Origin of the sequence: Salmonella sp. HY31, assembly GCF_042604575.1 — a bacterium.
GTDB lineage: Bacteria > Pseudomonadota > Gammaproteobacteria > Enterobacterales > Enterobacteriaceae > Salmonella > Salmonella diarizonae.
This window is the reverse complement of record NZ_CP170479.1, coordinates 4493779-4506615: the sequence shown is the minus strand read 5'-3', so window position 1 is coordinate 4506615 and position 12837 is coordinate 4493779. Positions and strand designations below refer to the sequence as shown.

The 12837-nt window shown below is 51.8% G+C and carries 12 protein-coding genes; 1 reads left to right on the top strand and 11 read right to left on the bottom strand.

What is annotated here, in order from left to right:
* Positions 1 to 49: 49 nt before the first annotated feature.
* The 11 genes from yhdJ to ACE15A_RS21530 form a co-directional block, all read right to left on the bottom strand.
* The gene (yhdJ, locus tag ACE15A_RS21580) at positions 50 to 934 is read right to left on the bottom strand and encodes an adenine-specific DNA-methyltransferase (protein ID WP_053508312.1); all 885 of its coding nucleotides are present in this window, start codon (positions 932 to 934) and stop codon (positions 50 to 52) included.
* A gap of 85 nt (positions 935 to 1019) precedes the next feature.
* A complete protein-coding gene (gene fis / locus ACE15A_RS21575) occupies positions 1020 to 1316 on the bottom strand; it encodes a DNA-binding transcriptional regulator Fis (RefSeq protein WP_000462905.1) in 297 nt (98 codons plus the stop codon).
* A 25-nt stretch (positions 1317 to 1341) separates the two neighbouring features.
* Positions 1342 to 2307, bottom strand: a complete 966-nt coding sequence (gene dusB / locus ACE15A_RS21570; RefSeq protein ID WP_023246345.1) for a tRNA dihydrouridine synthase DusB — start codon at positions 2305 to 2307, stop codon at positions 1342 to 1344.
* A 561-nt stretch (positions 2308 to 2868) separates the two neighbouring features.
* Positions 2869 to 3750, bottom strand: coding sequence for a 50S ribosomal protein L11 methyltransferase (prmA, locus tag ACE15A_RS21565; protein ID WP_064055693.1), 882 nt, complete (start codon positions 3748 to 3750; stop codon positions 2869 to 2871).
* 11 nt (positions 3751 to 3761) lie between these two features.
* Entirely contained in the window at positions 3762 to 5213 is a 1452-nt protein-coding gene (panF, locus tag ACE15A_RS21560) for a sodium/pantothenate symporter (RefSeq protein WP_053508307.1), read from the bottom strand.
* Positions 5203 to 5445, bottom strand: a complete 243-nt coding sequence (locus tag ACE15A_RS21555) for a YhdT family protein (RefSeq protein ID WP_053508305.1) — start codon at positions 5443 to 5445, stop codon at positions 5203 to 5205. Before ACE15A_RS21555 ends, panF begins: the two co-directional genes overlap by 11 nt.
* 108 nt (positions 5446 to 5553) lie before the next feature.
* Positions 5554 to 6903 (bottom strand): acetyl-CoA carboxylase biotin carboxylase subunit, encoded by a 1350-nt coding sequence (accC, locus tag ACE15A_RS21550; protein WP_000884627.1) that lies wholly within the window; start codon positions 6901 to 6903, stop codon positions 5554 to 5556.
* 10 nt (positions 6904 to 6913) lie between these two features.
* Positions 6914 to 7384: an acetyl-CoA carboxylase biotin carboxyl carrier protein gene (gene accB, locus ACE15A_RS21545; RefSeq protein ID WP_000354626.1), complete on the bottom strand. Its 471-nt coding sequence runs from the start codon at positions 7382 to 7384 to the stop codon at positions 6914 to 6916.
* Positions 7385 to 7776: 392 nt separating this feature from the next.
* Positions 7777 to 8376, bottom strand: coding sequence for a protein-methionine-sulfoxide reductase heme-binding subunit MsrQ (gene msrQ / locus ACE15A_RS21540; RefSeq protein WP_023246349.1), 600 nt, complete (start codon positions 8374 to 8376; stop codon positions 7777 to 7779).
* On the bottom strand, positions 8377 to 9381 hold the full coding sequence (gene msrP, locus ACE15A_RS21535) for a protein-methionine-sulfoxide reductase catalytic subunit MsrP (RefSeq protein ID WP_000723876.1): 1005 nt from the start codon (positions 9379 to 9381) through the stop codon (positions 8377 to 8379).
* 117 nt (positions 9382 to 9498) lie between these two features.
* Positions 9499 to 10473: an MDR family oxidoreductase gene (locus ACE15A_RS21530; protein WP_023246350.1), complete on the bottom strand. Its 975-nt coding sequence runs from the start codon at positions 10471 to 10473 to the stop codon at positions 9499 to 9501.
* 203 nt (positions 10474 to 10676) lie between these two features.
* Here ACE15A_RS21530 and csrD point away from each other — a divergent pair, with 203 nt between their 5' ends.
* Positions 10677 to 12617 carry an RNase E specificity factor CsrD gene (csrD, locus tag ACE15A_RS21525; RefSeq protein WP_023246351.1) on the top strand — a complete coding sequence of 647 codons (1941 nt, stop codon included), beginning with the start codon at positions 10677 to 10679 and terminating at the stop codon, positions 12615 to 12617.
* Positions 12618 to 12837 lie beyond the last annotated feature (220 nt).

Below are 12837 nucleotides of genomic sequence, written 5' to 3'. Positions count from 1 at the left end.
TGGGAATATACATGAAATTTTGACGCTGAAAAGCGGACTTACAATGCTTTTACTTCTCTGAAAATAGCGCATTTATCCCAACATTTCGCCGCTTTTTTGATAGGTTTTTTGTCTTTCTCTTTTTAACTTTTGCAAGTTCATTTTCTGAATAATGCGAAGTGATGCTCAATCTTCTGAGGCCGATTTTTACGTACTCATTATTGATTTCAATACCGATAAACTTACGTCCTGACATCGCTGCGACAGCGCCCGTAGTAAAACTACCCGCGAAAGGGTCCAGCACGGTATCTCCTGGGTTAGAAGAGGCCAGTATGATCCGTCTTAACAGCGCGCTGGGTTTTTGCGTAGGATGGTTTTCATATTCATCCATCAGATAACGTACGCGTGGAAATGACCAGACGTTGCCCGGTACTTTTTTCTGATTGTATGGTTGGGGCGGGTTTTTTCGATAATCAATTAGCGCGCGCTTAGCGCCCGTCGTGGTCTCGACCAGAATCGCGTCGCGGTTAAAGGTATAGCTTTTCGGGTTTTTTACCATCATCAGGATTGGTTCATACATAGAACCAAAGTATTTTTTCGCCTGTACCCCGGAACTATCATAGGACCAGACGATACGGCTTTTGATGGTAAAAAGCGTTCGGCATTTGAGATCGATATACGGCATATTTTCTGTGCTGTTCATGATGTACATGGTGCCGTGTTTCTTCAGCACGCGGTAGCATTCATCAACGCATTCATACAGCCAGGCCAGAAAAGATGCTTCATCCCAGGATTCCACCATACCGTCGAAATCTTTTCCGATATTGTACGGCGGATCGGCAAAAATTAAGTCAATGCTTTCAGAAGGCAGTTTTTTAAGTTCTGTTAGCGCGTCACCGTGAATAATCTTCTTCGATTCATCGCCAAAGTACTGAGGTTCACATTCCGCTTTCATGACCAAATTCCATATGGTGCGTATAAAAAAGGCGCTTCCCCATGCCGAGTAGCGCCTTTTTAAACAAGCAGTTAGCTAATCGAAATTAGTTCATGCCGTATTTTTTTAATTTTTTACGCAGCGTACCACGGTTGATGCCCATCATCAGAGCAGCACGGGTCTGGTTACCACGGGTGTATTGCATCACCATGTCCAACAGGGGCTGTTCTACTTCAGCCAGTACCAGCTCATACAGGTCATTAACATCCTGACCGTTCAGTTGAGCAAAATAGTTCTTCAGTGCCTGTTTAACCGAGTCACGCAGGGGTTTTTGGGTTACCTGATCCTGAGAGTTAACGGTAGAAACGGTCAGTACGTCAGAATTTACGCGTTGTTCGAACATAGTTCTGTCAGCTCTTTATTTCTGTTTACGCAAAATTTTCGAAGTATGCCTCCAACGCCTCCAGCTGTTCGCTGGCGTCCTCAATAGCGTTGAATGTGCGCCGAAACTGGTCATTTGGAGCGTGCTCCTGGAGATACCAGGAGACGTGTTTACGCGCGATTCGGTACCCTTTTGCCTGACCGTAAAAGTCATGCAGTTCCCGAACATGCGCGCAAAGCAAGCGCTTCACCTCTGCCAGCGGCAGCGGCGGGAGCAGCTCCCCAGTGTCCAGATAATGCTGGATTTCCCGAAAGATCCAGGGTCTTCCCTGAGCTGCGCGGCCTATCATCAGGGCATCTGCCCCTGTATAGTCGAGAACAGCTCTGGCTTTACGCGGGTTAGTAATGTCGCCATTCGCGATAATCGGAATGGAAACTTTCTGCTTAACTGCCCGAATACTGTCATATTCAGCTTCTCCGTTGAACAAACAGGCGCGGGTGCGGCCATGGATGGTCAGAGCCTGAATACCACAATCTTCAGCCAGTTGGGCAATCTCTACGCAGTTACGGTATTCCGGCGCCCAGCCGGTGCGAATCTTGAGAGTCACAGGAACGTCCACTGCGTTTACGACCCCGATGAGTATAGACTTCACTAAATCCGGGTACTGCAAGAGGGCTGAACCTGCAAGCTTACGATTCACTTTCTTCGCCGGGCACCCCATATTGATATCAATAATCTGGGCGCCGCTTTCCACGTTAATACGTGCGGCATCGGCCATCTCAACCGGGGAGCCGCCGGCAATTTGCACCGTGCGAATACCTGGCTCATCAACGTGCACCATCCGTAAACGAGATTTATCGCTTTCCCACACTTGCGGGTTAGAAGACATCATCTCGGATACTGTCAATCCTGCTCCCATCTCATAGCACAGCGTCCGAAAAGGTCTGTCAGTAATGCCAGCCATGGGCGCTGCGATCAGGCGATTTCTGAGCTGATATTGTCCGATGCGCATGAGTTAAGAAATGACCATACTGTGACTGCAAGGCGGCGTATATTACGCATTTTTTGCACGAGATGAAAGGCCAAACTTTGAACAATCCACTGTTGTAGATCAATGAATCGTGCTTAAAAACAGTAAAATAAATTGATAATTCATTAAAATCATAGAGTTATTCATTGTTGTCGGTTTTGTACGCGCTTACAAATTCCCGTAACTTCTCTATATTTCTTCGTCCAGGAACAAGATGAACGGGATAATCTGCTTTTTTTATAAGCTAATTACCCCAAATGAATGGGATCGCCGTCTCGTTTCAGGACAAGATCACTTTCCCGCTGCGCGTGATTTTTCACCATTGCCAGCCTGAAGGGGGAGATTGCCACAAGCGTTCCTTAGCGTGCCTCCTGCAAACATCATCACGACAACGGCAAGTTCGCCGTTCGAATTTCGAGACGTTTAATTGGATGGATTATTATATAAATCAATAAATTATTTAATATTATATCGAAGTAGCAGAAAGGCGTTAAGGCGAGTTGTGTGGAGAAAAGCGTGGCCAGGCGACCACGCAGACAAGAACTATTTCTTACGGCCAGTAATGCGGCACCACTCTTCTTTTTCAACGACCGGGTCGAGAGTGAAAAGCTCGGCGTAAGCGTCGCAGACGCTTTCCGCCGGGCTGGCAAGAATACCGGAAAGGCCCAGCAAACCGCCCTCAACGGGTAGCACGCTGATTAACGGCGCCAGTTCGCGTAACGGGCCAGCCAGGATGTTAGCGACGACCACGTCGGCTTTCATGGCGTCTGGCTGGTCTTTCGGCAGATACAGCTCCAGCCTCTCAGACACGCCGTTGCGTTCGGCATTATCGCGACTGGCCTGGATAGCCTGTGGATCGATATCAATGCCAATCGCCTTTGCCGCCCCCAGCTTCAGCGCGGCAATCGCCAGAATGCCGGAACCGCAGCCGAAATCGATCACGGTTTTGCCGTTGAGATCGAGCCCGTCCAGCCATTGCAGACATAAGGATGTGGTGGGGTGCGTACCCGTACCGAACGCCAGTCCCGGGTCGAGCATCACGTTGACCGCATTCTCGTCCGGGATATCGCGCCAACTGGGGCAAATCCACAGACGTTCGCCAAAGCGCATCGGGTGGAAATTATCCATCCATTCGCGTTCCCAGTCTTTATCTTCCAGTTGTTCGATTTTATGGGCAAATCCGGCGCCCAGCAGGGGATGTTGCTCCAGAATCGCGACAACGTCTTTCATGTCGGTTTCGGCGTCGAACAGACCGATCACATCGGTATCGCCCCACAGACGGGTTTCGCCCGGCAACGGCTCAAAAACCGGCGTATCGTGCGTATCCTGAAAGGTGATGGAGACGGCGCCCGCTTCCATCAGCGCATCACTCAAATCTTCAGCATTCGCGCCGGTGGTATTCAGTTTCAATTGGATCCATGGCATGGCAAAACTCTTTATTTATCAGTAGACAATACGGTGGCTTGCGAAGCGGAGGAACCGAATCGGTTTCCGATCAGAAAAGCCAGTAAACTTAACAGTAACGCGGGCACAATCGGATGAAAGCCCAGATACTGAATATTAAATGTGGCAAGCAGGGCATATAGCACGCCGCCCACGATCATGGCGCTTAACGCGCCTGCCGCGTTTGCCCGCTCCCAATAAAGGCCCAATACCAGCGGCCATAAGAACACCGCTTCCAGGCCGCCAAACGCCAGCAGGTTGAGCCAAATGATCATCTCTGGCGGTTTCCACGCGGCCAGCAGCAACAGCGCGCCTAACAGTAATGTGATCGCTGCCGACATACGCTTCAGCCGGATCTCATTTTGCATCTGATCGGGGCGCAGGTTGAGATAGAGATCTTTAATGATCGTCGCGGAACTTTGCAGCAGTTGGGCGTTAATTGTCGACATGATCGCCGCCATTGGCGCAGCAAGGAAGATCCCGGCGGCAAACGGCGGCAAGACTTTCACCATCAGGGTGGGGATCACCAGATCCGGCACCGTCAGATCCGGAAGCACCGCACGACCCAGCGCGCCGGCAAGGTGCATTCCGAACATTAAAATCGCCACGACAATCGTACCGATAATAATGCCCCGGTGTACCGCTTTACTATCTTTATAGGAGATGCAGCGCACCGCCGTATGCGGCAGGCCAACCACGCCAAAACAGACCAGTACCCAAAAAGAGGTCATAAAGGCGGGAGAAAGTATGTTATCGGCACCCTGCGGCGTCACCAGTTTGGGGTCGAGAGCGTGTAGCGTGTCAACGGCCTGGCTTAAACCGCCCGCCGCATGAACCACGCCGACCAGCAATACTACTGTGCCGATCAGCATCACCAGGCCCTGTAACGTATCGTTAAGTACGCTGGCGCGAAAGCCGCCAAATGCCGTATAGAGTGCGATACTGACGCCAAATATGAGCAGGCCGGTTTCGTAGGGGATCCCCGCTGCGGTTTCCAGCAGCCGCGCGCCGCCGATAAATTGTACGGTCATTGCGCCAATAAACGCGACCAATAAACTCAGGCTTGCCAGCCATACCAACAGGCGGCTTTGGTAGCGGGCGAATAGCATATCGTTAAGCGTAACGGCATTATAGCGACGCGCCAGAATAGCGAATTTTTTACCCAGAATACCCAGTGAAAGCCAGACGGCGGGAAGCTGGATCATCGCCAGCAATACCCAGCCTAAACCGTATTTATAAGCCGCGCCGGGACCGCCGATAAATGAACTGGCGCTAATATAGGTGGCGGTAAGCGTCATCGCGAGCACGATCCCGCCCATCGAACGGCTGCCAAGAAAGTATTCGTTTAAAAAGGTGCCTGCGGTACGTTTGCGCATGGCGTAAACGGAGATCCCGAATACCACAACCAGATAGGCTACCAGCGGTAGAATGACCTCAAGCTGCATCGTCATCCTCCAGCGGAATATCGCGATAAATGAATTTCACCATCGCCCAGCACAGCAAAATAAAGACCAGCGGCGTCAATAAGCAGGCCATCTCGAACCAGTGCGGCAGACCGGTAATTCCCGGCGAGTTTCCAGGTAAGTAAGCAGCCACTAACCATACCGCCAGATAGCAAAGGGTCAGCCACAGCGCCCAGCGCGCCTCTTTATGGGCCTGAAAAAAACGAGCGTCCATTTTTTGTCCCTTGTGGGTGAAGAAAGCGGGAATTGTACATGATGGGGCATCGCTATCCCCAGAAATAAAAAAGGCCGGATTAACCGGCCTTTTAAGATTAACGTGCGATTACTTTTCCTGAAGACCGAGTTTTTTCTCCAGATAGTGGATGTTGGTTCCACCGTGCTGGAAGTGCTCGTCATTCATGATGCGGGTCTGCAGATCGATATTGGTTTTTATACCATCGATAATCAGTTCCTGCAGGGCATTTTTCATACGGGCAATCGCCACGTCGCGGTTTTCACCGTAGCAGATAAGTTTGCCAATCATGGAATCATAGTACGGCGGCACCGTGTAGCCCGCGTAGATATGGGATTCCCAGCGAACGCCAAAGCCGCCTGGCGCATGGAAGCGCGTGATTTTGCCGGGGCTTGGCAGGAAGGTGTTCGGATCTTCGGCGTTGATACGGCATTCTACCGCATGGCCGCGAACCACAACTTCGTCCTGAGTGATCGACAGCGGCTGACCCGCCGCGATGCGCAACTGTTCTTTGATCAAATCGACGCCGGTAATCATTTCAGTCACCGGGTGTTCAACCTGAATACGGGTGTTCATTTCGATGAAATAGAACTCGCCGTTTTCGAACAGGAATTCGAACGTCCCTGCGCCGCGATAGCCGATGTCTACGCACGCTTTCGCGCAGCGTTCGCCGATATAGCGACGCAGTTCCGGCGTAATGCCTGGCGCCGGGGCTTCTTCAACCACTTTCTGGTGGCGACGCTGCATGGAACAGTCGCGTTCCGCCAGATAGATAGCGTTGCCCTGGCCGTCCGCCAGCACCTGAATTTCGATGTGGCGTGGATTTTCCAGGTATTTTTCCATGTACACCATGTCGTTACTGAAAGCCGCCTTCGCTTCCGCTTTGGTCATGGAGATGGACTGCGCCAGTTCAGCATCGCTACGAACCACGCGCATACCGCGGCCGCCGCCGCCGCCGGACGCTTTGATGATCACCGGATAGCCAATACGTTTGGCATGAGCGCGGTTCGCATTCATATCGTCGCCCAGCGGGCCGTCAGATCCTGGCACGGTCGGCACGCCCGCTTTTTTCATAGCGGTAATAGCGGACACTTTATCGCCCATCAGGCGGATGGTGTCCGCTTTCGGGCCGATAAAGATAAAGCCGGAACGTTCAACCTGCTCGGCAAAATTGGCGTTCTCAGAAAGGAAGCCGTAGCCCGGATGGATTGCCACCGCGCCGGTGATTTCAGCGGCGCTAATGATAGCCGGGATGTTCAGATAACTTTTTACGGACGGCGCCGGACCAATACAGACCGTCTCATCCGCCAGCAATACGTGTTTTAAATCGCGATCCGCGCTTGAGTGCACAGCGACGGTCTTGATGCCGAGTTCTTTACAGGCACGAAGAATACGTAGTGCGATCTCGCCGCGGTTGGCGATGACAATTTTATCCAACATGTTCGCCTCGTTACTCGATGACGACCAGTGGCTCGTCAAATTCTACCGGTTGACCACTTTCGACCAGAATCGCTTTCACAGTACCTGCTTTGTCTGCTTCGATCTGGTTCATCATTTTCATGGCTTCAACGATGCACAGGGTATCGCCCACGTTCACTTTCTGGCCCACTTCGATGAACGCTTTCGCGTCCGGGCTTGGGGTGCGGTAGAAAGTACCAACCATTGGGGAGCGTACGATGTGACCACTGATTTCCGCTGCGGCAGGCGCTTCCATTGCTGGAGTAGCCGCTGGCGCGACAGCGTTAGACAGAGCAGGTTGCTGCATCATCGGCGCCGCATAAGCCTGCTGCATCACCGGAAAACCGGCATTTGCCGTTGTGCGGCTGATGCGAACAGATTCTTCGCCTTCAGAAATTTCCAGTTCGGAGATACCTGATTCTTCAACCAGCTCGATCAGTTTTTTAATCTTACGAATATCCATGAGTGGGTTCCGTACTCTTTGTTTAGTGTGATTGTGACAGGCGTTTTAGCGCCGTCTGTAAAGCATGTGAATGACTGCTGCGGGTAAAATACCGCGCATCTTTGATTTGCCTGTTATGCCGTAGCACCCGAAGGTGAAATTCATGATTTGCCAGTCATTGTGCGGCTATCTTCTGCCATTTTCGGGCAAAAAACAAAATATACCTTCATTGCACGATTGTCACCCTTTCTGCGAACGAAAATCGCCGTGGGGGAATGCAAAGTCGCACATTATAACTATTTCGTCGCAATTGGCAGCTAAATACTGGTCTTATCAGGGAAGATTATCAACCCAAAACATGCAAAGGACATTGCCTGTTTTGCGTTTTGCAATCGACCGCACAATTCACCAAACTAGCGCCACCACTGGCGAAACTTCCGGTAACGCAACGCTAAAAGGGCTAATGCTAATGCCGCGTAGATGACCGGTTGCGGTGATAAAATCTTTACCGACCACAGATAATGTATGGGGGCCAGGATCACGACAAGATAGACGACGTTATGCAGTGTTTGCCAGCGTTTACCCAATTTACGCTGCGCAAATTGCGTTGAGGTCAACGTCAGAGCCAATAACACCAGCCAACTAATGATCCCAAGCGTCAAATAAGGACGTGAAAGCAGCTCGCTTCCTAACAACGCCAGGTTATGTATCCCCAATTCCAGCAAGGCATAGCTGGTTAAATGCAGTGTGGCCCAAACGAAACACCATAGTCCCAACAGGCGGCGTGTGCGTATCAATAATGGCTGTTTAGCGTAGCGCGCCAGTGGTGAAACCAGCAAGGTGGCGAGCAAAAATTTGAGCGCGGTTCTGCCGGTAAAGTGTTGGATATCCTTTACCGGGTCTGCGCTTAGCCCACCCTGATTTATTGCCCAAAAGAGCCACAGAAGCGGCAAAAAACCGGCAAGATGCAGGCAAACTTTTAGCCAGGTTATCTGTTTTGCTGTCAGACGCACTTAAAAATTCTCCCGCAAATTGAGACCGCGATACAGCGAAGCGACTTCATTGGCGTAGCCGTTAAACAGTAGCGTCGGCTGTCTTTGCACATCAAGGATACCGCCTGAACCAATAAAGCGTTCAGTAGCCTGAGACCAGCGTGGATGATCCACATGCGGGTTCACATTGGCGTAAAAACCATATTCGTTGGGAGCCGACAAATTCCAGGTGGTTGGCGGGCGTTCGCGGGTTAGTTTAATGCTGACGATAGATTTAATACCTTTAAAACCATACTTCCATGGAACGATGAGTCGAATGGGCGCGCCGTTTTGCGGGGGTAACGCCTTGCCATAGACGCCGACGGTCATCAGAGTAAGCGGATGCATGGCTTCGTCCAGACGTAGCCCCTCAACATAAGGGTATTTCAGTCCGCCGCCAATAAAGCGATCTTTCTGTCCCGGCATATCATCCGGCGCGTATAGCGTTTCGAATGCCACATATTTAGCGTGGCTGGTGGGCTGTGCCTGCGCGAGTAGCTTATATAAAGGGAAACCAATCCACGGCACGACCATGGACCACGCTTCGACGCAGCGCATCCGATAGATACGCTCTTCTAATGGGAAACGATGCGTTAAATCGTCGTAATCCAGCGTAAATGGCTTCGCGACTTCCCCGCTGATTTTCAACGTCCACGGTTCGGTTTTCAGACTACCGGCATTGGCCGCCGGGTCGGCTTTATCGAGGCCAAACTCATAGAAATTATTGTAGCCCGTTACTTTATCTTCCGGCGTTAACGCTAAATCACTTCGCCAGGCGGCAGGCTGACTAAACTCAAGCGGTTTACCGGCAGGCGCTTTCGGACGATCGTTGCCTTTAAACCAACTGAATAGATCGGCCTGCGCCGTTGAGGGTAAGGATAAGGCTGCCGCGCTGATGCCTAACGCTTTTAGCACCTGTCGGCGCTGCATAAAAAAAGCCGATTCCGCAGTCACATCGGCTTCTGTTAATGGACGTATTTTTTTCATAACAGACTCCCGGTATACCCACCACAACACGGCGTGGCGTGTAGTGAATATGACAGGGAGTATGTCAATGTGTAAAAATAAATAGTTAATTAAGTGTAAATTTTTTTATACGTGACGTTATTTTATCTTCACCAGCGTACGGCCCTGAACCTGATTATTAATGATGGCATCGGCAAACTTCGGGGCATCGGCCAGGTCTATCTCGGTTGCCGCCTGGGTGTAGAAGGCGTCCGGCAGGCCATTTACCAAACGTTTCCACGCCTCGGCGCGGCGCGCTGGCGGCGTCATAACGGAATCCACGCCCTGCAGACGTACGTTGCGCAGAATAAAGGGCATGACAGTAGTTGGCAGAGCAAAGCCGCCAGCCAGGCCGCAGGCTGCGACGCAACCACCATAGTTCATTTGCGCCAGGATTTTCGCCAGCACGCTATCGCCGACCGTATCAACCGCGCCTGCCCAAAGCTGTTTCTCCAGTGGGCGGGCGTCGGTGAACGCATCGCGCGGCAGAATGCGGTTAGCGCCAAGCGCGCGTAAATAATCATGGGTACTTTCACGGCCGGATACCGCAACGACCTGATAACCTAATTGATGCAGCAGCGCGACCGCAGTGCTGCCTACGCCGCCGCTGGCGCCGGTAACAACGATTTCGCCATCTTCAGGGCGGATGCCGGCCTCTTCCAGCGCCATTATGCACAGCATGGCGGTAAAACCGGCGGTGCCGATGATCATGGCGTTACGGCTGCTCAGTCCCGCAGGCAGCGCGACCAGCCAGTCGCCTTTAACGCGTGCGCGTTCGGCCAGACCGCCCCAGTGGTTTTCGCCCACGCCCCAGCCAGTCAGTAGTACTTCCTGGCCTGCATGAAAGCGAGGATCTTCGCTTGCGCGAACGGTGCCGGCGAAATCAATACCAGGAATCATCGGAAAATGACGGATAATTTTCCCTTTCCCGGTGATAGCCAGAGCATCTTTATAATTCAGGCTGGACCAGTGGACATCCACCGTCACATCACCCTCTGGCAGTTGACTCTCTTCGAGATATTGCACGGATGCGAGGGTTTTATCGTCCTGCTGTTCTAAGATCAACGCCTGCATAACCTGTCCTCACTTTACATGGTAGATTGGAAAAATAACTACGAAGACTATACTCGCTAATTAAAACGTGATGCCGATACAACGCAATAAATTGCCAGACAGACCCATTTTGGTAGTATGCCTGCTTCATTGCGCGCCGTGGCGAATTCCGCCTTCAGATTCGCTTTTTCATACTGTTTATAACTGTCGGAGTTAACTCAAGGATGCGATTAACGACGAAATTCTCAGCTTTTGTTACGCTGCTCACGGGGTTAACGATCTTCGTGACTCTGATAGGCTGCTCTCTAAGCTTTTATAATGCCGTACAGTATAAGTATGTATGCCGTGTGCAGGCGGCGGCGACAGCGATGGATACACACCTGGTGACCCGCGATATTGTTTCGCTGACGCCGCGAATCGACGAACTCATGATCGCTTCCGATATTGTGCGCGTCGATCTGTTGCAGGGGGAGCACCGGGTCTACAGCCATTCTCGCGCCAGAGGTTATCGGCCAGCCGGCACCAGTGACACGTATCGCGAGCTGGTCGTGCCGCTAGTCAAACATCCGGGTATGTCGCTACGTCTGGTTTATCAGGACCCGATGGGCAACTATTTTCACTCACTGATCGCTACGGCGCCGCTGACACTGGCGATCGGCTTTATCGTTCTGATTCTGTTTTTATCGGTGCGCTGGCTGCAACGGCAGCTTTCCGGGCAAGAGCTTCTGGAAATTCGCTCAACGCGTATTCTGAATGGCGAACGCGGACCGAATGTCCGCGGTTCTGTTTATGAATGGCCGACGCGCACCAGCAGTGCACTTGATGTGTTGCTTTCCGAAATTCAGTTTGCTCATGAACAGCGTAGCCGCCTGGACACGCTAATTCGCTCCTACGCCGCGCAGGACACCAAAACCGGACTCGGTAACCGTCTGTTTTTTGATAACCAACTGGCGACGCTGCTGGAAGATCAAGAAAAAGTGGGGGTACATGGCGTGGTGATGATGATCCGCTTGCCAGACTTCAATCTTCTGCGCGACAGCCTGGGCGGCAATCAGGCGGAAGAACAGATGTTTATGCTTATCAATTTGCTATCGACATTTATTATGCGTTATCCAGGCTCGTTGCTGGCGCGCTATCACCGTAGCGACTTTGCCGTGCTGCTACCGCATCGAACGCTGAAAGAAGCGGAAAGTATTGCCGGACAACTTTTAAAAGCCGTCGATGCGCTACCGGCTAACAAAATGCTCGATCGTGACGATATGGTACATATCGGCATTTGCGCCTGGCGCAGCGGGCAGTCCACCGAGCAGGTGATGGAGCATGCTGAAGCGGCGGCGCGGAATGCTGCCCTGCAGGGAGGGAATAGCTGGGCTATCTACGACGACTCATTGCCGGAAAAAGGACGCGGCAATGTGCGTTGGCGCACGCTGATTGAGCAGATGCTAAACCGGGGCGGACCGCGACTTTATCAAAAACCAGCGGTTACGCGAGAAGGCCGCGTGCATCATCGGGAATTGATGTGTCGCATCTATGACGGTAAAGAAGAGGTTAGCTCGGCGGAGTATATGCCGATGGTGCTGCAATTTGGTTTATCGGAAGAGTATGACAGATTACAAATTAGCCGCCTGATTACGTTGCTGGGCTACTGGCCGGATGAAAATCTGGCAATGCAGTTAACGGTCGAGTCGCTGATTCGTCCGCGTTTTCAGCGCTGGTTGCGCGATACATTAATGCAGTGTGAAAAATCACAGCGAAATCGCATAATTATTGAACTTGCGGAGGCGGATGTTTGTCAACACATCAGTCGGTTACAACCCATCCTTCGCTTAGTCAATGCGCTTGGCGTTCGGGTGGCGGTGACGCAGGCGGGTTTGACGCTGGTCAGCACGAGCTGGATTAAAGCGCTTAATGTGGAATTACTCAAGCTACATCCGAGTCTGGTCAGAAACATTGAGAAGCGAACGGAAAACCAGCTTCTGGTTCAAAGTCTGGTAGAGGCCTGCGCGGGTACGCCTACGCAGGTCTACGCGACGGGCGTCCGTTCACGGGGCGAGTGGCAGACGCTGACAAAACGCGGCGTGGCTGGCGGGCAGGGTGATTTTTTTGCCTCCTCCCAACCACTTGACACAAACGTGAAAAAATATTCGCAAAGATACTCGGTTTAACCTGCCGTTTAATTTGTTTTCACGTAGAATAACGCGCGCTGTGCCTCATGGGGGTGTGCTTGTCTGCTCGCCAGATTGTTGCAGCAAATATGCAGGTGAATGACCTTTGACAGGTTGCAAACGAAAGCGAGGATTGCTGCTGATTTTTTCAGCCCTGAGGGACTCAGGCCGAGATTTGTAACAAAGGAAACGAACTGCACTAATTTTCACCGTAGCAGAT